Source organism: Vibrio sp. V38_P2S17PM301 (genome assembly GCF_009904845.1).
In the GTDB taxonomy this organism is placed as follows: Bacteria; Pseudomonadota; Gammaproteobacteria; order Enterobacterales; family Vibrionaceae; genus Vibrio; species Vibrio proteolyticus.
The window spans coordinates 1-19,711 of record NZ_WXWO01000110.1 but is presented as its reverse complement, the minus strand read 5'-3'; the positions used below and the strand labels follow the sequence as shown (position 1 = coordinate 19,711).

The following is a 19,711-nucleotide window of genomic DNA, read 5'->3' as shown; positions in this document are numbered from 1 at the left end:
TTATCGCCCCTTTTCTTTAAGCAAACGCAGAGAGTTCGATACTACTATAATTGAGCTTGCAGACATACCGACCACAGCCACATAAGGCGCAACTAAGCCGGCCACAGCTAACGGCAAAATCAATAGATTGTACCCCAGAGACCACGCAAGGTTTTCGCGGATAATACGGCGGGTTTTTAGCGCCAGGTTACGCGCTTCAAGTAGCTTATCCAACTTATCACCGAGTAATACCATGTCTGCAGACGCTTTGGCGACATCGGTACCGCCACCCATCGCGACGGATAGATGGGCCCCAGCCAGAGTTGGCGCATCATTGATGCCGTCGCCGATCATCATCGAAATGTGGCCACTATCCAGCGACTTCAGGTACGCCAGTTTATCTTCTGGTTTCGCTCCGGCCACGACGGTGTCTATACCGATCTGATTCGCGACCACATCAGCGTTTTGCTGAGTGTCGCCAGTCAGCAAGGTGGTTTGAATACCTGCTTGCTGAAACTTCTCGATCAGCAGAGCACTTTCTTTGCGAATAGGATCTTGATAGGTGAAGGTCGCGATAAGTTCACCATCCAAAGAGAGATAAATACCATTCGAGACAGACTGCGTAGTATCGCGCAATACAAAATCTGGACTGCCAATTCGGACCGTACTTCCAAGATAATGGCCTTCGATACCCGAGCCGATAATGTTCTCGACCTGTGTCACTTCAATGGCATGATCAAAGTAGGGCTTAAAAGCACGAGCGATCGGATGGTTAGCGTGGGCTTCCAACGCCGCCGCTATGGCCAGCACTTGCTCAGCACTGTATTTACCATGCACCAGAGTGTCTTTCAAAACAATGTCACCGTGGGTGAGTGTGCCGGTTTTATCAACGACCAGGTGGTTGACCTTACACAACGTCTCAAACACGTGACTCTTACGCAATAATATACCAAAGTTGCTCATGCGCGATGTCGCACAAGTCAGGGCCGTCGGTGTTGCCAACGAAAGGGCACACGGACAGGTTGCGACCAGCACAGACAACATGATCCAAAATGCGTCTTCCGGTTTGGTTTCATGCCAATACCACCAGGTAACAGCCGCAATGATTAGAATCACGGCCACAAAATAGCGTGCAACTACATCCGCTATCTCTGCGATTTTCGGCTTAGACATTTGGGCTTCGTCCTGAAGACGAACGATGTTTGAAATCACAGACTCAGCCTTGGTGGCCGCGACATTTAGGTCAAACGCTTCCTCGCCATTAAGTGTACCGGCATATACCGCATCGCCCGTGTTTTTCACCACTGGTACGGATTCCCCCGTCAGCATGGATTCGTCGATGTGCACACGTCCGGACAACACAACTCCGTCCGCCGGAACGTGCTCACCCGGCAGCACGCGAATGTGGTCACCCGGCTTTAGTGTTTTGACCGGTATTTGTGTCCCGTCCAGCTTGGTCGCAATCGCTGGTATCAGTTTCAGTAGATTCCCACTTGCGGCTGCGGCTTTACGCCGGGCACGCATTTCGAGAAAACGTCCGACCAACAAGAAGAACGTGAACATCGAGATAGACTCGAAGAACACTTCGCCTTTTTCTGTTACTGTCGCCACCAAACTGGCTACGTAGGCAAAAATGAGTGCAATGGAAACCGGAACATCCATTCCGAGCGTTCTGCCTCGAATACTGCGCCACGCATTGAGATAGAACGGCAGCGCGGAGTAGAGCAGCACAGGTGTAGCAAAAATCAAACTGACCCAACGGAAGTAGTTCTTAAACTCCGTATCTAAATCACCAAACACTTCCAGATACAGCGCGACAGCCAGCATCATTACCTGCATGGTCGCCAAACCCGCAATCCCCAACCGATACAGGTATTGCTTCATCGATCGATGGTAAGAGGCTTCCTGCTTATCGGCTTCGAATGGCGCGGCTTTGTAACCCAGTTGATGAATAACGGAAAGCAGTTCACTTAAACGAGTCTGAGTTTTGTTCCATTTGAGCAACGCTCGGTTGGTCGTTGTATTGACTCGGATCGCGACTACACCGGTATGAGAGGAGACCTGTTTTTCGATCAACCAGGCACATGCAGCACATGAGACCCCGTCAAGTGACAACGTCACTTCTGAAAGGTCGTCATTATGACGAACAAATTCAGCCTGTACGTCATCATTGTCATAGTGAATCAGGGTCTGAAGCTGCTCCGGAACCAGATCCACTTTATCCGCTGGCGCGGTGCGATATTGGTAATAGGAAACCAAACCACTATCAACAATAGTCTGAGCGACGGTTTGGCAACCCGGACAACACATGCCTCTAACTTTACCAAGAATCTCAACATTGAAGTCCGTGTTGACTGGTACCTCTTCACCGCAGTGATAACACGTTTTGCACATAGCGTCAGTTCATCAGTAGGATTTCAGTGGTAGGGAAGGTGACACGACCTTGTATTAGCCATGAGTCATCATGTGGGGTGAGTTCGATAAACCAAGGGCCTTGAAGCTCTTCCGACAGCTTGATGCGGTACTGACCTTTGGCATCCGCAGTGACCAGTTGGGTAAAATCTCGGTCCGCCAGGGTTCGATGGGCAAACAGTGCAGAAATGGCAGGATAGTGGTCCAGCTTGCCTTTATTAAAACGGATCACGATATCGTGACCATCAGACTCGACCTGAGCACTCAAACCCAGCTCTTTTGCAACATTGATTTTCGATAGATCAATATTGATTCCCTTGCCTTTTTTATAGTAATCCTCGGTCACCAGAGACACTGAATTTTGTGAAAAAACGATCACTGTAAGAATTGTCCAAACGACCACGGTAAGAGGAAGAATAATTAGAAACCACGGCCAGAATTGTTTATACCAAGGCTTTACCATAAAAAAGTTCTCAACGACAAAATGAAAGAAAGGGCCACAAACTTATAGGAAAGACAGCCCCTTAGAAAGGGGCTGTTATTGAAATGTTACTTATTGTCAGAGTTACTCAAACTCCAGACATAGGAAGCAACCAATTGAACTTTATCTTCGCCAAGAATGTCCTTCCAGGCAGGCATCACGCCAGAACGTCCATGTGTAACGGTTTCAGTTACGTCAGCGCGAGTACCGCCGAATAACCAATCTTGATCGGTAAGATCCGGCGCACCGACAGCCGGGTTACCTTTGCCGTCAGTACCATGACACGCAGCACAGACAACAAAACGCGATTTACCCGCTTCCGCTTCACGTGCATTCACCGAACGTCCAGACAGGCTCAAGGTGTAGCTCACCACTTCCTGAACACCTTGCTCACCGAGAGCATCGATCCAAGAAGGCATCTGGCCAATACGACCATGCATAATGGTGGTTACAATCGCTTCTGGTTCACCGCCGTACAGCCACGCATTATCAGTTAGGTTAGGAAACCCTTTCAGACCGCGTGCATCAGAGCCGTGACACTGAGAACAGTTCTGCAGAAACAGACGCTGGCCTACTTTAACGGCTTCAGAATCAGCTGCGATTTCCGGAATCGGGCGCAGTTGACCATTGTCGGTGTATGCCAGTTTCTTAAATGCCGCACCAAAGTACGCATCTGCGTCATCCAGCTCTTTAGCATATTGAACCAGTTCTTTGCTCTGTTGAGCTTTCGCGATAGATTCACGAGATTGCTCAATTGAACGAACGGTTTGATCCGAGCTCTGCCAGCCCAGCACGCCTTTGAAACTACCCAGACCCGGATAAAGAGTCAGATAAACGGCGGCAAAAATGAACGTACTTACGAAAAGGTAGCTCCACCATTTCGGCAGAGGGTTGTTCAACTCACGAATACCGTCGTACTCGTGGCCCATGTCGTCACCTTCTTCCACACCCATTTTATCTTTCAGGCACCAGAAGAGCAGTGCAGCACAGCCAACGAGCGTACCGACAGTAATGATGATGATCCAAAGACTCCAAAATGTAGTCATTACTTAGTCACTCCATGTTCTTTAGAGGGTGCTTGTTCTTCGTCTGCAAAAATCATATTGGCGTCTTCTTCAAAGCGGCTTTTACGGCTTTTGCCGAAAGCCCACCAAACCACGCCGATAAAGCAAACAAATATCACTATGGTCCAAATACTGTGAATAGTACCGATGTCCATAATCCCTCCTTACTTCATTGAATGACCAAGAGACTGAAGATAAGCGATGAGTGCATCCATCTCTGTTTTACCTTCTACGTCTTTCGCTGCATTAGCGATTTGCTCATCTGTGTAAGGAACACCAAATTTATCGCGGAATAGTTCCAGTTTTTTCTGAGTGTACTTGCCGTCAAGCGTATTCTCAGCCAGCCAAGGGAAACCTGGCATGTTTGACTCAGGAACCAACTCTCGAGGGTCAGTCAGGTGGACACGGTGCCACTCATCAGAGTAACGACCACCTACACGAGCCAAATCCGGGCCAGTACGTTTAGAGCCCCACAGGAATGGGTGTTCCCAAACACTTTCCCCAGCCACAGAGTAATGGCCATAACGCTCTGTTTCTGAACGGAATGGACGCACCATCTGGCTGTGACATACGTTACAGCCTTCACGGATGTAGATATCACGACCTTCCATCTGTAGCGCTGTATAAGGCTTCAGGTTTTCAACCGGTTCTGTGGTTTGTTTCTGGAAAATCAGCGGCGTGATTTCCACCAACGCCCCAAGACTGATCGCAAACACGATGCCGATAGCCAGCAAGCCAACATTACGTTCAACAACTTCGTGGCGATTGTTCGAATTACTGCTCATTCTTAAATCTCCTTATGCCGGTTGCTGAATAGCTTTAAGGCTATGTTTAGGCGCAGAAAGGGTTTTGTAGGTGTTGTACGCCATCAGGAACATACCTGACAGGAAGATGAATCCACCAATAAAACGAACCGTGTAGAACGGGTAAGACGCCTGTACAGATTCAACGAAGCTGTAAGTGAGCGTGCCGTCTGAGTTTACTGCACGCCACATCAGGCCTTGCATCACGCCAGAGATCCACATAGCAACGATGTACAGAACAGTACCGATAGTCGCCAGCCAGAAGTGGGTGTTGACCAAACCGACAGAGTACATGCGCTCTTGACCAAACAGACGAGGAATCAAGTGGTAAACCGAACCAATTGATACCATTGCAACCCAACCCAATGCACCTGAGTGAACGTGACCAATCGTCCAGTCAGTGTAGTGAGAAAGAGCATTGACCGTCTTAATAGACATCATCGGACCTTCGAAGGTCGACATGCCATAGAAGGACAGAGAAACGATTAGGAAACGCAAGATAGGGTCGTAGCGCAGTTTATGCCACGCACCAGATAGCGTCATAATACCGTTGATCATACCGCCCCAAGAAGGCGCAAACAGTACCAGCGACATCACCATACCAACGGACTGAGTCCAGTCTGGCAAAGCAGTATAGTGAAGGTGGTGAGGACCGGCCCAGATATACAGGGATATCAGTGCCCAGAAGTGAACAATAGATAGGCGGTAAGAATAAACAGGGCGTTCAGCTTGCTTAGGAACGAAATAGTACATCATACCTAGGAAACCAGCGGTCAGCAGGAAACCTACGGCGTTGTGGCCGTACCACCACTGAACCATTGCATCAACGGCGCCAGAGTAAATACTGTACGATTTCATCATTGATACCGGAATTGCCATACTGTTCACAATGTGAAGAACAGCAACCGTGATGATGAAAGCTCCGAAGAACCAGTTCGCTACATAAATGTGAGAGGTCTTACGCTTAACCAGAGTGCCAAAGAACACTACGGCGTAAGCGACCCAAACAATCGCGATCGCGATATCAATCGGCCATTCCAGTTCAGCGTATTCTTTACTTGTGGTGTAACCCAAAGGTAAAGAAATGGCTGCAGAAAGAATTACTGCCTGCCAACCCCAAAAGGTGAAGGCTGCCAGTGGACCACCAAACAGACGTGTCTGACAGGTACGCTGCACAACATAGTAAGATGTTGCAAACAGGGCACTTGTACCAAACGCAAAAATAACCGCATTAGTATGCAACGGACGTAAACGACTGTACGTCAACCACGGCGTATCAAAGTTTAGCTGTGGCCAAACTAACTGAGCGGCAATCAAAACACCAACGCCCATACCGACAATACCCCATAAGATGGTGACCAGGGTGAACTGACGGACGACCGTATAGTTGTAGTTTTGCTCAAGCTGCTTTTCTTGGCTCATTTGCATGCTTCCAATTTCTAATTAACTACACTTTACTTCCAACACGACAAAAACGTCGCAATGCCCCCCAAACCCTTAAGAAAACTATGCCATTTCAGGCGTTTGGTGTATCTTGCAGGCTTTAACAAAAAGTGGCATTTTCAGCCGACAACTATACTGCAATTAACAATTCAATGACAGGGTAGTAACCTTACTGTCGTTCAGGTTTTGCTCTTTTATTTCAAAACTTTGAACTTTGTTACACGGAGAATACACATTCATGCCAGCTCAAAAGCTCACACCAGCACGACTTGCGCAAATATTGATCATGTTAACCTTACTTCTGATCGCGTTTTTCTGGAGAACGGTCACGTATGAACCAAGTCAATCCTTCCAGTGTCAACTGGAAACAAAATGTACAATTAATGTTAATAATCACCCGTTCACTGCGATCTGGCAGTCAGAAGGTCAAATTGTCATCTCCAACCTACCTAAGGACTGGAAAATCGCTGAGAAAGATTCCCTAACCATCACGCAACCAACCGAACATACACATGTAGTTGCACCTGGTATTCCTGACCAATTACCTGAGGTAGAAATTCTCTCTGACGAGGGAAGCCGTTATAAATTGATCTTCGCGAAATAATTGAACGAGCAAACAAACTTTTCACTATGAAATACTAGGATGATGCATAGAATTAAGGTATAAGAGACGAAACTTAAGATCTTATGCCCGTCATGCACTTTAAGACTCGCGTATCTCACAAACCGCAAGAGTCCATGGTGGCAGATGACATGCTCTCTGAGCTGGATGTTGAAAATCTGGCGAGCGTCATCTGTTACTACACTCAAGATTACGACCCCAGCAAGCTCCGTATGGAGCTATCGAAACGTTTGCCTGACCATGTTCCTGTTATCGGCGCCTCGACATGCAGAGGGCTCATGACAGAAAAAGGGCTTCATTGGGGACCCGTCGTCGGACTGGCCGCTATTTACGACAGTAAGTCCAGTGCGTATGGATCTGCTCTAAGTCAGGTATACGATGATTCCGACATACCTGATTTAGTCTCAGTAACCCTGGATAAAGCGCTCAAAAAAGCGGAGCGTGAAGGCGAAGTACCAGGATTTGTCATCGCTCACGCCACTCCGGGTTTCGAAGAAAAAATCATTGATGCGATCGACTCCAAATTTCACGTGCCAGTACCAATTATCGGTGGCAGTGCCGCTGACAATGGCATCAAAGGCCATTGGTCAATATTTACGGAAAAAGCGCACACAACCCGCGGCATAGCACTTCAGGTATTTTTCCCATCAGAAAAGCTCTCTACGAACTTCAGCGCTGGTTATTCACCAACTGAATTTACCGGCATTGTGACTAAGGCCAAAGGCAGGGAACTGCTGGAAATTGACGGCGAACCCGCACAAAAGATTTATCGAGAATGGATCAGTGACCACGCCGGTGTGTCAGTACCACCACATTTCGTGTTTGAGTTAGTCACTCAGTATCCTCTGGGACGTATCGCTGGTCACGTCTATGCTCAGCCTTATTATAAATTGTCTCATCCAATACGAATCAGTCAAAAACAGGGGCTGTTGCTCTTTACTGATATTCGTCCCGGAGATGCAATTACTTTAATGTCCGGTGACAGAGAGCAACTGATTAGCCGAGGAGCGCGAGTGCTCCAAGAAGCAAATAGAAAAAATCACCTGAACTCCCATACTCTGGGGATCCTCTGCATTATGTGTGCAGGACCAATGTTGTATCTGGGAGAAGACATGAAACGGGTCTACGCAAACCTCAAACATGAAGCAGCCAATACACCATTTATTTGTCCTTTTACGTTTGGCGAACAAGGCAGATTTGCCGGGGGTGAGAATGGCCATGGCAACCTGATGATTTCCGCAGCCAGGTTTTATCGCTCAAGGTGAAAGACAAAAAACGATGCAATTAGAAAACCAAGAACAATTGAGTGAACTGCTCGTCGAATTAAACAGAAGCCGGGAACGAGAAGCCAGACTGGCAGAGGAAAACAGTGCCATACTCGCAGGGATATCCAGCATTACTGGCGCGAAAAACAAACATCAGATTTTCCACGAACTGCATCGTGTTTTATTGCCTTACATCGCATTTGACGATTTTGTCGTACTTACAAAAGACAAAGACGAAGCACATTTCAAAACACTGCTGACCTCAAACAGTGTCTTTGCTAAACACGTATGGAAGAGCGACAACAAATTCAATCGTGTTCTTAACGGTGACTGTATTGTTCTATTCCAGCCATCCACACTTAAAGAGTTCGAGGAACTCAACGCTTTTGCCAGACAAGAGATTCAGTCTGCACTGGTCACGGGTGTCAAAGCCCAGGTGTCCCAGTTTGTCATCATGCTATTTGGCAGAAGAAAAGGGCAGTTCAGCATTCCTGTTCGTGACACCCTGTCACGTTTTCGGCCATTACTCGAGCGGGCTATCATTGATATAGAGAACAAAGAACGCCTGGAGACGCTGGTCGAGATCCGAACTCAAGAGCTTGAATTAGCTCAACAAAAAGCAGTGGAAGCCAATCAGGCGAAATCTCAGTTTCTGGCGATGATGAGCCATGAAATCCGGACCCCCCTTAACGCTGTACTTGGCCTGATTGACGTAATGCGAGCCGACTCTTCCTCTTTGCAACAACTCAAGCTGCTCGAACAGATGGGCGCATCTGCTGAGCTACTTCTGGTGATCATTAACGACATTCTCGACTTCACAAAAATTGAATCCGGTCATTTTGATCTTAATAGTCAGTGGATTGATCTACGCTCCGAATTTGATAAAGCGTTGATACACTTAAAGCAGTCTGCCAAAGCAAAAGGGCTGATATTTCAATCTGATACGGATATTGAAAGCCATCGGGACTTTTGGCTAGATCCGACGCGTTTTTCGCAAATCGTCTTCAACCTTGTGGGGAACGCAATTAAATTTACTGGCAACGGCCTTGTGACCGTGTCACTTAAAGTGACGGGCGCTCAACTGATCCTTGAAGTCTGTGATACCGGAATAGGAATCGAGCCCCAAATTCTTGAGAGCCTATTTAGTCCATTCAAACAAGCAGATAGCTCGATCACGCGTAATTTCGGTGGGACAGGCCTCGGACTGACCATTACTAAACATTTGGTCAGTTTGATGGGCGGCAATATTGATGTCGAGAGTACACCAGGTTTGGGATCTGTTTTTAAGGTATCTTTGCCTTTGCAATCCAGATGCAGAGAACGCATTCCAGAGCGTGACATGCCAAAACGCTACGAAAGTAACAAACAGCAAGTTGTTGTGGTAGAAGATACCAAAACCAATCAAATGGTGATCAAGCTGATTTTGGAAAAAGAAGGCTACCTTGTGATCACGAAAGATAATGGTAGCGAGGCGCTGGATTTCTTTGCCAACGGCGGTCAGGCAGACATTATTCTTATGGACATCTCAATGCCAGTCATGGATGGCATTTCCGCCACAAAAGCGATTCGAGCACGGGGACTGAACACACCAATTGTTGCTTTGACAGCGCATGCGATGGAGCAAGATCAGCAGTTATGTATCAACGCCGGCATGAATGACTTTGTAGCCAAGCCAATCCGAAGTGCAGAGATAATCGAAACCATTGGACGAATTTTAGAAACAAACAATGATCGTTAATACTAATAATTGGTTTGGAAATCGTAGATTAACAAACTGATTATTAGGTATTTTATGGTAAATACAGTTATGTTTAATCTGAGCCACCTTAAAGGTAGTAAGGGGAGCAAAACGCATCAGAATCCAAGCTAACTCATATTTAATTTAACATAATATACATAATACGCACTGCATTGTGTTTTTTTAACATTTGACGTTAATTCATATCTAAATTCTAAATATTCTATTGTTTCAATCACTTATTTAGATACATTGCATATAAAACCCGTCTCAGTTCGTCGTTAATCATAAGGCTGTTTTATTGTGAGATTGATACAAAATGTCTCTCAAATGCTTTTGATTGAAAACTCCGATTAAAAGCCCTCACAGCAATCGAAATAACCCATTAATAACGATAAAAAAATGTGAGGCGTATCACTATGACATTCGACTCCTTTCACTGTCTATTCTGGCGCGAATTCGACAGCATCAAAGCTGGCGCTGACTTTTTCCACGTTAAGCCTGTTACGGTTCGGCGCTGGTTACGTGGTGAAATTCCCATTAACCCCATGGCCGAAAAGCTGCTGATTATTAAAGCCATTGGGTACTTGCCGAACGACGCCCGCTGGCGTGGTTTCAGTATCGATGAGCAACGTGCGGTATTGGTAACGCCTACCGGGCGCGAGTTCAGCCCTAAGGAGCTGGAATCGTTCGCGCACTGGCGTGATGAGTATCATCAGCTTGTTGAGTTACACGGTCACATTGAAAGCCCTAAATACTATCCGGCCAAAGACAACGTGTTGCCATTTCGTGGCGGTCGCCGCATGCAAGCCGCCCCTTGGATTCCCACCAAGCTGAAATAAGAAAAGCCCGCGTAATGCGGGCTTATTTTATTTCTTTTTCGCTTTCACGATTCGGCCACCTTTGGCGTAACGAAAGCCTTTTTTCAGCTTGCCTTTGCCCTTGGTGGCGGTTTTCTTGCTCACTGCCATGGAATCACCCTTTTAGCCGTTTGATTAAGAGCGCAGTCACCACTACCACGATTCCCACGGTTGCCATGGTGCGCTCGCTTACGTCGATTCGGATTTGTACCGGGTCCGGCGTGGTAACGTTCACGCCGAACTGCGTAGGGATAGTCATTTGACCGCCTTAGTCTCTAAGATGGTGAGACGTTTATCGATACGCCAGAGGATGCCACCGAACAACACCATGGACGGCGGCAAACCGATACTATTGAGATACTGCAGAAATTCGGTCATCGGCTTTACTGTCGTCTGACGCAGTTTCAACCAAGCCCGAAATAGCGCCAAACAGCGCAATCGCACCACCCAATAAGCCACCCGTTGCCGCTTCCCCGGCTACATAGCCCACTGTCAGCGCCAGCGTTGATAAGCCTTGCCACGTTGAGCGCTGTTTTGCGTACTTTACTAATTTAGACATCGATATTACCTCTCGTAATTTCTACGTTGATTAATGGTCGGTACTTCTCTTTAAGTTGCCCGCCCTGGCTTGTGAACAGCTCCACCAATAGCGGCTTGTAATCATCGACCGACCACAAGGTCTGCTGCGCTTGCGGTGTGAGTCGATGGTCACTGGTGAGATAGAAATCTCGAATTAATAGCGGCTGGAGCGTGACAGGCTCCCAGCCGTTGAACTTTGCCAGCAAATCACTGATGAGCTTTCCGACTGGCTCTGTGGCTTGCTGCGCGGCCTTATCCAGCTTGATAGCGGCCTGACGTGTGACGTACCAGACGCCAACGCCCGCCATTATCAGCACGGCCATATCAACCAAACGGCGCTCAAGCTGCGGCGATACCTTCATGAATCACCCCGTCAGAGTATGGCTGCACGCCGTTTTCGTGTTTGATGATGGCTTTGATGAGCGCCGGGTAATGCACTTTGCTCACTGTGGCGTTTTGAGCGATGCCCACTTGCGCCGCCACGTGCTGAATGTATGCCCCGGTGTTGTTCTCAACAGGTGGTGCCCAGCGGTTAATGATGCTTTCGATGGTATCAATGCCGTATTTGCTGCGGTACGTGTTCAGGATGCGGGCGATTGCCCGGATGCCGTTCACTTCGCTGTCAAAGATGATAAAGCGGCCATCGTTGCCTTTGCGGCCACGCCATGCGACGCCGTTGTCTTCGATGTTGCCCGGATTCTTATTGCGGATACCGCGCGGCATTGCCGCCCCGGTGTAGCCGTCCACGTAAGAGCCTGTCGATGTGGTTGAGCTGTTTGAATTGCTAATCACGTTTGTGCTGCCTGTTCTCATGCCGCCCCCTCGATTACTCAGCATTAACGCTGCTGCCGCCAGTAGCGTCATTAGCATCAATTGTTTCTGGTTCATCAATGCGCCCTTCCTGTTCGGCTGTATCGATACCCCATTCAGACCAGAAGCGATGGCCGCGCGGGACGGTCCATTGCTGGCCTGAATTTGGGTGACTGACTACCACTGTGTTTTTTTCTTGGTTTGCGTATTTCATGGGTAGAAGTCCTTATGGCCGGGCGTCAAAAGTTGCGCCGGGCTGTAACAGTACATATTTCGATGCACTTTCCACGGTGCATGACAGAACTGCCATTGACCTGCCAATGAACTGAACTGAAATTGCTTTACCATATTCATCGGCTAGATTTGAAACAGCCGGAACCTGAACCATATTCGGCAACGAAATACTAAATCTCCGATTCAGCGTGTCTGATATGGCGTAAAGCCAATTTTTTGAATCTGTTATGAATAAAAACCGCTGACAAGGCGCCAATTCATCCGCCTGCTGCTGGTAAATTGGCAAGTCGACGCTATCGGCCAAAACCAAGCGGCTGAACTTGGAGTTATTACCAGATACCTCAAATGTGATGTATTCATCACTGTTTGAAGCTGCGCTGTTTCCTGCGCCATTGATGCTAATCACTGGCGCACCACTAACGACGTCCATATTTCCGCGCAGCGTGCGGCCAGAGCCGATAGTATTTGGCACCAATTGCACGATAGAGCCAGAAATTAAGCGAAAGCCGTCCTGGTCAATGTAGACTTCAGCGCCAGCGCTGCCCGCTTTCCAGCCATCACAAAAATACTGACCTGCCGCGAGTACGCCGTCCGCCTCTCCGGCCTGATTGATTTTACCGCGCGGGTTAATCAATAAGTTGTCACTGCCGCCACCCTGTGACAGGTTGACGGTGGTGTAAGTCACTGTCATTAGTTCAGCTCCTCAATGATTCGGACGTCGACGTAATCAATCTCGCCCTGTAGTTCGAAATTCGGCGCGATTTCCGCATAGAGCGCCCCTTGCATTTCCAGCGGTAGCGGGATGCCGATTTCAACGGGCATTTTGTCGTTAAACGCCGTTGCCATGGCCCCCACGTACACCTCGCCATTCAGTGGCTTAATCACCACACGGCGGCGGTCCCGGCTGGCTTCAATGAGCTGCTGCTCACCCTTGCGAACCCGAACCATACGCGAACGGATGCGACTTGCGCCGATTGGCGTCAAATCCTGACGGGCGCGACGCATGTCCGCAAACCCGGAGTAAACCTGCGCAATAGTGCCAAAATCAGAGGACACCTCGAACTTAACGTAAGGCTGCGCAAAAGCCATCGAGTCACCCGCGACCAGCTCCGCCTCTTCTTCCCACTCGCCATTGGCGCCGTAAAACTTCACCTTGATGGCGTCACCGCTCAGGTGCTGGAAGCGCTGCCCGTGCCGCGCAATCTCTGAGTGTGACGGCGTCACTGAAATATTCAGAATCGGCATGTTAGCGTCTCCCCAGAGCGACAGCCACGGCGACGGCAATCACCGTTGCGCCCACCATGAAATATTTGGTGGTCTGCTGCGCGGTCCCGGCGTCGCTGTTCAGTGACAGGTTTTTCATGATGTCCATGGCGTCAGAGGTAGCTTTATCTGCGTTCACTAGTGCATGGACGCCCAGTGTTTTTGTTAGTTCGGTATTTTGACCAATGGCGTACTTGCTCAAGTCGGTATTGAGCGCCCCCATGGCCTTACTCAAGTCTGCGTTGGTTGCCAGTGAGACTTTGTTAATTTCCAGTCCGGCTTTTAATGCCGTATTGGTTCCGTCTGTCATGGCCTTGAGCGCTGCATTGATTGCGCCGCCGTCCGTCATGTTGACGGTCATCCCCTTAGCGCCGGAGACAATCAGCCCTGTGTTACTGCCATCAACGCCAACGCTGCCGCTGATGGTTTCTGTATTGGTGTTAGTGTGGTTAGCACTGCTCGAACTGCCGCCCATTGACCACCATCCTTAAAACGTATTCATCGTTAATAAATTGCTGCTCGAACGGATAGCCCAATCGGTTCAGGTATCGGCACTCGCCCCGGCGCTTTGTGTGCAGACGGATGGTCTGCGCGCCGATGGTTTTTGCCAGTGTCAGGATGTGGGGGCACGCCTGTTTTAATTTGTGCTCCCCAGCAAACCCCACCACGACCAGCTCCGAACCCTCACCGCGAAGCAGCAGCGCCGCACCCTCACAAATAAAGGTGTGCTCCTGCCCCTGACTGACTTTGCGCCTTGCCGCGCCGTGGTAGTCACCAAGGGCGGAGCGGAGCGGGTCTGCGACCTGCTCCCACGGACACGGACTCAGGTTACTTTTTGGTGTAGACATAAGCCGCCGCCGCAATCAAAGCCAGCGCACCGATAAGCCAAGGGTTAGGCCCGTTGCCCATGTTCACCCCGGCATTGATAGAGACACCACTGTCGTGATAGCCCCCGGTTGCCGTGGATGGGCCCGCGCTGCCGCCTTGGAATCCGCCGCCGCCCGTCAGGGATGTCATTTGTCCAAACATCCGACCCCCTTACTTTTTGATGAGCAGAATCAGAGCCACCAAGCCCACCGCGCCCAGACCGATTTTCAACTCAGTGGACAGGCCGCCGCTCACTTGCGGCTCCTGCACTTCGTTAACTTGGCTGTTTGTGGTTGGTTTGTTGTAAACCTGCTCTTGCCCCTGCGGCGTTGCGTCTGACCCATGGCGGATTTGCTCATAGGTCAGCCACGTATTAGCGATGTTTTTGAACGTGAAATCGTCCTGAAAGAAATCCTGTAGCATGCGTCCCCCTTAGCCTTTCGGGTTGTACTGCTCAAGGTACTCCACAACGATGTCCATGCTGCCCGCCGCTGAAAGTGTCGGTTTCAGGCGGAAGTCCTGCACGCCGTTGAGCTGCACGGCCTGCGCGAGGTCGCCCTCAAGCAGAAAATCCAGCGTCATTTTTGACGCGCTTTGCGGGTCACGCTTGTAATCGGTTTGCAGCTTAGCCGCGCCCGTTTTGGTCATGTCCCACACAATGCCGTCGTCCACTTCCAGCGAACATGCGGTCACGTTCGGGCTGTAAATGTGGATAGCAGCAATCGCGGCGTTTTCACGTAGCGGAATGTTGTCGATTTCGATTTCACCCGATACGGCGCTGGATTTTTTAAACTCGTGAATGCGAGTGATGAAACCCATCGGCGCTTCCGCCGAACGAACGGAAGTGGCTTCCAGTTTCGGACCGACCGCGTCGTCTGCGATGTCAATCAGCAGGTGCATGGTCTGAATATCAGTCGTACCCAGAGCAAACACGCGCTTTTGCGCCAAGTCATTCAGCTCATCACGGGTAAAGAAGATAGGCAGACAACCCGCCGTTGCTGCGCCGCGCCCATAGTGTTTGTTTTCCGCATTCAGGCGCTCACCGTCCGCCCATTTTTTGATGGGCTTGCCGTCCACTTCGATGCGGATGTTTTTCATCTGCGACAGTGACAGGTTGGTGAAATACAAATGCATCAGGTGGTAGGTCAGACCCAGAGGTAACTCAAGCGTTGCCGTTGAACCCGGCGTAACGTTTGAGAAAGACGGGCACTTACGAATCTTACGAGCCATATTGCGCCCCTCTTATACGATTGGGTTAACGACGTTTTTAACCGCTGGAACACGGTTAGCGACGGCCATAGTAGCCAGTGTCACAATGACAAGAGGTAGGTATTTTTTCATCATGATGATGTTTCCTGTGTTGGCGTCTCTCGACGTGAACAATTAACGGGGCGTCTCCCGACGTGCCCTTAAAGTGAGCCCATACCGTAACGGGCGTTTTTTACCTTGGCAAATCTGCCGTTTTCCTACGTTACCTAACCTTACGTTACCTAACGTAGGGATTTTGCTTTACGCTGCTTTTGTGAACTTGGTCACATCCAGCTCGCTATCCCACCCCTTACGTACAATAACGGACTTGCCCATTTTGCCCGCTTTCAGCTCGCCGCTGTTCCGGTCTAACTCGAAAAACTCCAGCTTACCCAGACGCCCGACGTACTCAGCCGGAATGCGCATGTTATTTGCCACGCGCTGGATATCGCCCTCACCATCAAGGCGACCTGTGCGAATGATGCGCGCTTGCGTGAAAATGGTCTTATCGGCCTCTGCCGGGCGCTGCGAAACGGCCACCACTTTGACGCCTCGCTTACGGCCACGGCGCAACAACGTGCCCCACCCGTTCAGCGCCTTGCTTGGCGTGGTCACGTCTGCGATTTCCTCCGCAACGAATAAGCAGTTCGCCCAGATGAACGCCGCCAGAGAAACGAACTCAAAGCACTTTTCAAGGTGTTTCGAGTCCATCGAGCGCGGCACAAAACGCACCCGCGCATCACCGCCCTGAATGATGCTCACTAAGTCACTGGCACGGCTGACCGTGCGGATGTTCGGGATTTCGCTGTATTCGTCGTCCGGGTCCCAAATCAGCACCCGCGAGCGACGTTTGACAATGCTTTTGACGTAATGACTTTTGCCGGAGCCAGAAGCGCCAATGACGTATTCATGCTCACAATCGAGCTGTGTATTAATCTTGCTCATCGTCGCCCCCTTTGCCTGGAATTTTGCCGCGCGGCGGAATGCCGGCACTGACCCGCGAAGTGATGACGCTCAGCGCCACCATGCCGAGCATCACCTCCGGCCCTGCGTTTTCGGTCAGGTTGGGGAAATGCTTATCTATCACCATCTTGGTGAGTTGCGCCATGGGCGCGAGCTCGGCCTCTTCGAGTTTCCAGTTGGGCGCGGCCATCGTCCAGAGCGCGTCGACACCGCCTTGCACCGCAGCAAGGTACTGCTCATCGGCAAGGGCAACAGCTTGCTCATCGATAGATTGTTGACGCTGTGTTTCTTCCAGCTCCGCCTGCTCATTCTCCGTGAGGGGCAGCGTTTGCGCGCCGTCAATTTCAGCAGCGATTTGCTGTAACTGGCGCATTTCGACATCCACACTTTCATCTGTCTGAACATGATTTTCTACTCCCTCAGTCATCGTCTGCTCCCCAAACCGAACCTAACAAGTCGTCTAACAGGCCACCGCTGCGCGCGGTAGGCTCTCGCTCGATGTCCTGCTCCAGCTCAACGGCGCTTTGCGGCTCCGGCTGTGCGTCAACGCCGTCAAACTTTGCGTTATCGCGCATCCACTTTTGACCAGACGCCGATTTAGGCGCAATGATGCCCGCCTCTCCGGCGTAGTAGAATTTCCCGTTCTTATCCTGACGAACGTCAGCAAGGTCGCCCATTAACGGGCATATGATGGTTCCAATGGTAGGATTTGCCATTACTTACACTCCTTAGCGTCTCCCGACGTGATGAGGTATTCAATAATATCAATCGCCACACTTGACGCCTTTTGCGCCTCTGCGGCCTTGGTGAGTGGGCTAATGCTGCGCTCAGCATTAGCCTGATGGTTGCGAATTGTCGCCAGCGCTTCGAGCGCTTGCGATTTATTGCTAATGTTCATGCTCTACGTCTCCCGACGGTGAAAAGTGCCTACGTCTCACGACGGTGGCGGTTTTGTTACTGGTGCTGATAGATTTCGGCCAGCTTCTTTTGGGTGTCTATCAGTTTTGAACTTCCGTACATGTCGCCTCCACAGTCGCACTTGATTGTCTGACTAAAACTGCCGCTGTGGCACTGAGTGGTTTTTTTTGCGCCGCACCAACAGGTGTACGTTTTTGTGTAAACTATTCGCCCGGCGAACCTCGAATCCCCACCCATTACAAATGCCTGTTCATTTCATCTGGTGAATTGACAAACTGGCGAATGTCGCGCAACTCTTTGAGAATGGCGCGCAACGCCATCAGCATCAATCGACTGAATGAATTAACCTTACCTTTTGACGCCTCTTGTTCCAGCTCGCTGATGATTCTATCTGTTTTCGTGCTGCTCATATTCGGTCATTAGCTCCCTTGCTGACTGCTCGTTATTTTCATGTGCTTTTTGGTCGAACGGGGGCAACTCTTGGCTCAATTGAGATTGCCAATCCGCGCGCTTCGTGACGAATTGTTCGTATTCATGTTCATATTTCAACACTGCAATCTCTTGCAGTTCACCTAAATCAATATCCGCGCAATTCATTGTCCAATTGCGCGCACCTGCCGCCCACAGCAGGAATTTATCCATCTTTTCAGCCGCTTGTTCTCCCTCAAAGCAGATTGAAAATGTGTTATCGCTCCGGGCGTACACACCGCGACTTTTTAAGGCGTTTTTCTGTTCTGTGATTTCCGTCTCCAACTGCTTAACCAGTCGAGTGATGCGGAACGACTTCGATTTATCGGACTTGTGAATCGATAGTGCCTTTACTGCCTCTTCGCGTTTTTTGCGCTTTTGAGATAGTTGGCGCTCGATAGGCCTGCGCCAACGCTCCAATCGATAGCCGCACTCTTTAATAATTGCCGCCATGTTGTCAGCGTCAAAAGACGCCAGAACTTCCCAAGATGGGGCACGTGAGCACCGTGCAATGTTGTAGCGATTGCCACGGATAAGGCCTTGATTCGCGTTATCCCCTTTTGCGGCGTACCCGACCGCTTTAATAATGTAACTTCCTGCGGCCATCGGTTGCTTAATTCGCTGGAGATTAGCCATGCCATTACCCCAAAGCTTCTCAATACGCTGTGCCCACGAATCAAAGACATCGCGCGCAACTGTCCATCTAAGGAGCATGTGCACGTGTGGATTAGGCTCGCCGTCGCTGTTTGGTGGACATTCGGCCACCCACATATAATGGAAATCATCAGAGCATCCCTCTACTTCCTTGCTTTCGTTACATAACGTTATGTTACGTTGGCGGTTATCGTCCTTTTCGCCGCGCACCTGCGCCACAAATCCGCGCTGGTACAGCTTTTTCAGGCCATCAAGAAAACGCGACACCTCAGAGCCTAGCGTTGTCTCACCTGAGAAAATCTTGTTTCTCTGCTCCGGTGAAAACGTCAGCGTCAGGAAAGTGGTGAATCCACCATGACACGCCGCCACGTAGGCACCCGACTCGAAGATTTTACGCACGGCGCGTGATGTCAGTTTCTCCGTGTAGCGCTCGCCGTTGTTGGCTGCTGGCGCTTCACTCGGGCGCGGCTGGTAAATCATCTGCATTTTGATTTGATTCGACCATTCGCGCTTCATCAGGTAAGCGCGTGACTTGCCCGGAGTCGCGTAGTTATACATCACGTCGTGGTTCTCAACGTGAACGCTTTCCGTCTTATGACGGGGCTTTAAGCGGCGGTCGCGGGTAATAAAACGGTCTATGTGTTTGCGCTTTTTGTCGTGTCGGACTTTTGCGCCCTTTGACGAGCCTAGTCCTTTCAGGGCTTCGCCCTGCGCTTCGCGCCCGAGTTTTGCACTTGTTTTTGTGCGCACATGGTGAACCTGCTCGAACGCGCGCAGCTTTTGCTGCTCACTCTCAAGCCAGTCTGAATTTGGGGAACTAAAAAGGCCGCTCTCATGAGCGGCTAAGTTTTTGCGGGTAATGTTAGAGCTTTGTGCTGCCCCGGCGATGAAGATAACGTCTTCGGGCGTCAGCTCCGTGGTGACTTCTCGCTCACCCTGCGGTTGGTAAAGGTGATTCATAGAGCACCCTCGCCATAGGAAGAATCCGCGCCCATTTCGGGCGCTTCATCTTGCTTGCGGATTCGCTTTGATTCCATTAG

General features: G+C 49.9%; 28 protein-coding genes. 4 read left to right on the top strand and 24 right to left on the bottom strand.

The annotated features are described in order from the left end of the window. The 6 genes from CAG64_RS23480 to ccoN all read right to left on the bottom strand — a co-directional run bounded on the left by CAG64_RS23480 (window position 1) and on the right by ccoN (window position 6,161). Window positions 1-2,373: a heavy metal translocating P-type ATPase gene (locus tag CAG64_RS23480; protein WP_161448759.1), complete on the bottom strand. Its 2,373-nt coding sequence runs from the start codon at window positions 2,371-2,373 to the stop codon at window positions 1-3. Window positions 2,374-2,377: 4 nt separating this feature from the next. After that, entirely contained in the window at window positions 2,378-2,854 is a 477-nt protein-coding gene (locus tag CAG64_RS23475; RefSeq protein WP_161448762.1) for a FixH family protein, read from the bottom strand. An 86-nt stretch (window positions 2,855-2,940) separates the two neighbouring features. After that, window positions 2,941-3,918 (bottom strand): cytochrome-c oxidase, cbb3-type subunit III, encoded by a 978-nt coding sequence (ccoP, locus tag CAG64_RS23470; RefSeq protein WP_161448764.1) that lies wholly within the window; start codon window positions 3,916-3,918, stop codon window positions 2,941-2,943. Further along, complete coding sequence (locus tag CAG64_RS23465) at window positions 3,918-4,091, bottom strand: CcoQ/FixQ family Cbb3-type cytochrome c oxidase assembly chaperone (RefSeq protein WP_021703265.1); 174 nt, start codon at window positions 4,089-4,091, stop codon at window positions 3,918-3,920. The genes ccoP and CAG64_RS23465 overlap by 1 nt, the downstream gene beginning before the upstream one ends. Before the next feature lie 9 nt (window positions 4,092-4,100). Continuing rightward, the gene (gene ccoO, locus CAG64_RS23460) at window positions 4,101-4,721 is read right to left on the bottom strand and encodes a cytochrome-c oxidase, cbb3-type subunit II (RefSeq protein ID WP_021703264.1); all 621 of its coding nucleotides are present in this window, start codon (window positions 4,719-4,721) and stop codon (window positions 4,101-4,103) included. Window positions 4,722-4,733: 12 nt separating this feature from the next. Then, entirely contained in the window at window positions 4,734-6,161 is a 1,428-nt protein-coding gene (ccoN, locus tag CAG64_RS23455; protein ID WP_040902068.1) for a cytochrome-c oxidase, cbb3-type subunit I, read from the bottom strand. Between the two features lie 259 nt (window positions 6,162-6,420). Here ccoN and CAG64_RS23735 point away from each other — a divergent pair, with 259 nt between their 5' ends. The 4 genes from CAG64_RS23735 to CAG64_RS23440 all read left to right on the top strand — a co-directional run bounded on the left by CAG64_RS23735 (window position 6,421) and on the right by CAG64_RS23440 (window position 10,649). Next, window positions 6,421-6,786, top strand: coding sequence for a hypothetical protein (locus tag CAG64_RS23735; RefSeq protein ID WP_202600908.1), 366 nt, complete (start codon window positions 6,421-6,423; stop codon window positions 6,784-6,786). A 134-nt stretch (window positions 6,787-6,920) separates the two neighbouring features. Then, entirely contained in the window at window positions 6,921-8,069 is a 1,149-nt protein-coding gene (locus tag CAG64_RS23450) for an FIST signal transduction protein (RefSeq protein WP_237668281.1), read from the top strand. Window positions 8,070-8,082: 13 nt separating this feature from the next. Next, on the top strand, window positions 8,083-9,807 hold the full coding sequence (locus CAG64_RS23445; RefSeq protein ID WP_161448768.1) for an ATP-binding protein: 1,725 nt from the start codon (window positions 8,083-8,085) through the stop codon (window positions 9,805-9,807). A 419-nt stretch (window positions 9,808-10,226) separates the two neighbouring features. Continuing rightward, window positions 10,227-10,649 (top strand): phage protein, encoded by a 423-nt coding sequence (locus CAG64_RS23440; RefSeq protein WP_161448770.1) that lies wholly within the window; start codon window positions 10,227-10,229, stop codon window positions 10,647-10,649. Window positions 10,650-10,782: 133 nt separating this feature from the next. On the opposite strand, the gene CAG64_RS23435 is transcribed toward CAG64_RS23440, so the two are convergent. The 18 genes from CAG64_RS23435 to CAG64_RS23350 form a co-directional block, all read right to left on the bottom strand. Further along, entirely contained in the window at window positions 10,783-10,926 is a 144-nt protein-coding gene (locus CAG64_RS23435) for a hypothetical protein (RefSeq protein ID WP_161448772.1), read from the bottom strand. Between the two features lie 90 nt (window positions 10,927-11,016). Beyond that, the gene (locus CAG64_RS23430) at window positions 11,017-11,226 is read right to left on the bottom strand and encodes a hypothetical protein (protein WP_161448774.1); all 210 of its coding nucleotides are present in this window, start codon (window positions 11,224-11,226) and stop codon (window positions 11,017-11,019) included. After that, window positions 11,219-11,608, bottom strand: a complete 390-nt coding sequence (locus tag CAG64_RS23425; RefSeq protein WP_161448776.1) for a hypothetical protein — start codon at window positions 11,606-11,608, stop codon at window positions 11,219-11,221. The genes CAG64_RS23430 and CAG64_RS23425 overlap by 8 nt, the downstream gene beginning before the upstream one ends. Beyond that, window positions 11,586-12,134, bottom strand: coding sequence for a structural protein P5 (locus tag CAG64_RS23420; protein WP_237668185.1), 549 nt, complete (start codon window positions 12,132-12,134; stop codon window positions 11,586-11,588). Before CAG64_RS23420 ends, CAG64_RS23425 begins: the two co-directional genes overlap by 23 nt. Continuing rightward, window positions 12,073-12,270, bottom strand: a complete 198-nt coding sequence (locus CAG64_RS23415; protein WP_161448778.1) for a hypothetical protein — start codon at window positions 12,268-12,270, stop codon at window positions 12,073-12,075. The genes CAG64_RS23420 and CAG64_RS23415 overlap by 62 nt, the downstream gene beginning before the upstream one ends. A 12-nt stretch (window positions 12,271-12,282) precedes the next feature. Beyond that, a complete protein-coding gene (locus tag CAG64_RS23410) occupies window positions 12,283-12,975 on the bottom strand; it encodes a hypothetical protein (RefSeq protein ID WP_161448780.1) in 693 nt (230 codons plus the stop codon). A gap of 5 nt (window positions 12,976-12,980) precedes the next feature. Beyond that, window positions 12,981-13,535, bottom strand: a complete 555-nt coding sequence (locus CAG64_RS23405; RefSeq protein ID WP_161448782.1) for a hypothetical protein — start codon at window positions 13,533-13,535, stop codon at window positions 12,981-12,983. Window position 13,536: 1 nt separating this feature from the next. Beyond that, the gene (locus CAG64_RS23400) at window positions 13,537-14,028 is read right to left on the bottom strand and encodes a hypothetical protein (protein WP_161448784.1); all 492 of its coding nucleotides are present in this window, start codon (window positions 14,026-14,028) and stop codon (window positions 13,537-13,539) included. Next, window positions 14,003-14,401, bottom strand: coding sequence for a hypothetical protein (locus CAG64_RS23395; protein ID WP_161448786.1), 399 nt, complete (start codon window positions 14,399-14,401; stop codon window positions 14,003-14,005). The genes CAG64_RS23400 and CAG64_RS23395 overlap by 26 nt, the downstream gene beginning before the upstream one ends. Next, window positions 14,382-14,582, bottom strand: coding sequence for a hypothetical protein (locus CAG64_RS23390; RefSeq protein WP_161448788.1), 201 nt, complete (start codon window positions 14,580-14,582; stop codon window positions 14,382-14,384). Before CAG64_RS23390 ends, CAG64_RS23395 begins: the two co-directional genes overlap by 20 nt. A gap of 9 nt (window positions 14,583-14,591) precedes the next feature. Further along, entirely contained in the window at window positions 14,592-14,843 is a 252-nt protein-coding gene (locus CAG64_RS23385) for a hypothetical protein (protein WP_161448790.1), read from the bottom strand. A gap of 9 nt (window positions 14,844-14,852) precedes the next feature. Next, on the bottom strand, window positions 14,853-15,650 hold the full coding sequence (locus CAG64_RS23380; protein WP_161448792.1) for a major capsid protein P2: 798 nt from the start codon (window positions 15,648-15,650) through the stop codon (window positions 14,853-14,855). A 279-nt stretch (window positions 15,651-15,929) separates the two neighbouring features. Then, on the bottom strand, window positions 15,930-16,613 hold the full coding sequence (locus tag CAG64_RS23375) for a helicase HerA domain-containing protein (RefSeq protein ID WP_161448794.1): 684 nt from the start codon (window positions 16,611-16,613) through the stop codon (window positions 15,930-15,932). Further along, on the bottom strand, window positions 16,600-17,058 hold the full coding sequence (locus CAG64_RS23370) for a hypothetical protein (protein ID WP_161448796.1): 459 nt from the start codon (window positions 17,056-17,058) through the stop codon (window positions 16,600-16,602). The genes CAG64_RS23375 and CAG64_RS23370 overlap by 14 nt, the downstream gene beginning before the upstream one ends. Next, window positions 17,051-17,347 (bottom strand): hypothetical protein, encoded by a 297-nt coding sequence (locus tag CAG64_RS23365; protein WP_161448798.1) that lies wholly within the window; start codon window positions 17,345-17,347, stop codon window positions 17,051-17,053. Before CAG64_RS23365 ends, CAG64_RS23370 begins: the two co-directional genes overlap by 8 nt. After that, a complete protein-coding gene (locus CAG64_RS23360; protein ID WP_161448800.1) occupies window positions 17,347-17,529 on the bottom strand; it encodes a hypothetical protein in 183 nt (60 codons plus the stop codon). Before CAG64_RS23360 ends, CAG64_RS23365 begins: the two co-directional genes overlap by 1 nt. 256 nt (window positions 17,530-17,785) lie before the next feature. After that, window positions 17,786-17,959: a hypothetical protein gene (locus tag CAG64_RS23355; RefSeq protein ID WP_161448802.1), complete on the bottom strand. Its 174-nt coding sequence runs from the start codon at window positions 17,957-17,959 to the stop codon at window positions 17,786-17,788. Beyond that, window positions 17,937-19,631, bottom strand: a complete 1,695-nt coding sequence (locus tag CAG64_RS23350; RefSeq protein WP_161489367.1) for a hypothetical protein — start codon at window positions 19,629-19,631, stop codon at window positions 17,937-17,939. The genes CAG64_RS23355 and CAG64_RS23350 overlap by 23 nt, the downstream gene beginning before the upstream one ends. Window positions 19,632-19,711: the final 80 nt, after the last annotated feature.

Excerpts from the sequence above, each read along its gene's own strand:
- ccoO (WP_021703264.1), bottom strand. The coding sequence starts at position 4,721 with ATGAGCAGTAATTCGAACAATCGCCACGAAGTTGTTGAACGTAATGTT.
- CAG64_RS23355 (WP_161448802.1), bottom strand. The coding sequence starts at position 17,959 with ATGAGCAGCACGAAAACAGATAGAATCATCAGCGAGCTGGAACAAGAG.
- ccoN (WP_040902068.1), bottom strand. The coding sequence starts at position 6,161 with ATGAGCCAAGAAAAGCAGCTTGAGCAAAACTACAACTATACGGTCGTC.
- ccoP (WP_161448764.1), bottom strand. The coding sequence starts at position 3,918 with ATGACTACATTTTGGAGTCTTTGGATCATCATCATTACTGTCGGTACG.
- CAG64_RS23385 (WP_161448790.1), bottom strand. The coding sequence starts at position 14,843 with ATGCTACAGGATTTCTTTCAGGACGATTTCACGTTCAAAAACATCGCT.
- CAG64_RS23435 (WP_161448772.1), bottom strand. The coding sequence starts at position 10,926 with ATGACTATCCCTACGCAGTTCGGCGTGAACGTTACCACGCCGGACCCG.
- CAG64_RS23400 (WP_161448784.1), bottom strand. The coding sequence starts at position 14,028 with ATGGGCGGCAGTTCGAGCAGTGCTAACCACACTAACACCAATACAGAA.
- CAG64_RS23445 (WP_161448768.1), top strand. The coding sequence starts at position 8,083 with ATGCAATTAGAAAACCAAGAACAATTGAGTGAACTGCTCGTCGAATTA.
- CAG64_RS23405 (WP_161448782.1), bottom strand. The coding sequence starts at position 13,535 with ATGCCGATTCTGAATATTTCAGTGACGCCGTCACACTCAGAGATTGCG.
- CAG64_RS23480 (WP_161448759.1), bottom strand. The coding sequence starts at position 2,373 with ATGTGCAAAACGTGTTATCACTGCGGTGAAGAGGTACCAGTCAACACG.
- CAG64_RS23420 (WP_237668185.1), bottom strand. The coding sequence starts at position 12,134 with ATGAACCAGAAACAATTGATGCTAATGACGCTACTGGCGGCAGCAGCG.
- CAG64_RS23465 (WP_021703265.1), bottom strand. The coding sequence starts at position 4,091 with ATGGACATCGGTACTATTCACAGTATTTGGACCATAGTGATATTTGTT.
- CAG64_RS23475 (WP_161448762.1), bottom strand. The coding sequence starts at position 2,854 with ATGGTAAAGCCTTGGTATAAACAATTCTGGCCGTGGTTTCTAATTATT.
- CAG64_RS23365 (WP_161448798.1), bottom strand. The coding sequence starts at position 17,347 with ATGGCAAATCCTACCATTGGAACCATCATATGCCCGTTAATGGGCGAC.
- CAG64_RS23395 (WP_161448786.1), bottom strand. The coding sequence starts at position 14,401 with ATGTCTACACCAAAAAGTAACCTGAGTCCGTGTCCGTGGGAGCAGGTC.
- CAG64_RS23415 (WP_161448778.1), bottom strand. The coding sequence starts at position 12,270 with ATGAAATACGCAAACCAAGAAAAAAACACAGTGGTAGTCAGTCACCCA.
- CAG64_RS23430 (WP_161448774.1), bottom strand. The coding sequence starts at position 11,226 with ATGTCTAAATTAGTAAAGTACGCAAAACAGCGCTCAACGTGGCAAGGC.
- CAG64_RS23440 (WP_161448770.1), top strand. The coding sequence starts at position 10,227 with ATGACATTCGACTCCTTTCACTGTCTATTCTGGCGCGAATTCGACAGC.
- CAG64_RS23350 (WP_161489367.1), bottom strand. The coding sequence starts at position 19,631 with ATGAATCACCTTTACCAACCGCAGGGTGAGCGAGAAGTCACCACGGAG.
- CAG64_RS23390 (WP_161448788.1), bottom strand. The coding sequence starts at position 14,582 with ATGTTTGGACAAATGACATCCCTGACGGGCGGCGGCGGATTCCAAGGC.
- CAG64_RS23380 (WP_161448792.1), bottom strand. The coding sequence starts at position 15,650 with ATGGCTCGTAAGATTCGTAAGTGCCCGTCTTTCTCAAACGTTACGCCG.
- CAG64_RS23360 (WP_161448800.1), bottom strand. The coding sequence starts at position 17,529 with ATGAACATTAGCAATAAATCGCAAGCGCTCGAAGCGCTGGCGACAATT.
- CAG64_RS23450 (WP_237668281.1), top strand. The coding sequence starts at position 6,921 with ATGGTGGCAGATGACATGCTCTCTGAGCTGGATGTTGAAAATCTGGCG.
- CAG64_RS23425 (WP_161448776.1), bottom strand. The coding sequence starts at position 11,608 with ATGAAGGTATCGCCGCAGCTTGAGCGCCGTTTGGTTGATATGGCCGTG.
- CAG64_RS23735 (WP_202600908.1), top strand. The coding sequence starts at position 6,421 with ATGCCAGCTCAAAAGCTCACACCAGCACGACTTGCGCAAATATTGATC.
- CAG64_RS23370 (WP_161448796.1), bottom strand. The coding sequence starts at position 17,058 with ATGACTGAGGGAGTAGAAAATCATGTTCAGACAGATGAAAGTGTGGAT.
- CAG64_RS23375 (WP_161448794.1), bottom strand. The coding sequence starts at position 16,613 with ATGAGCAAGATTAATACACAGCTCGATTGTGAGCATGAATACGTCATT.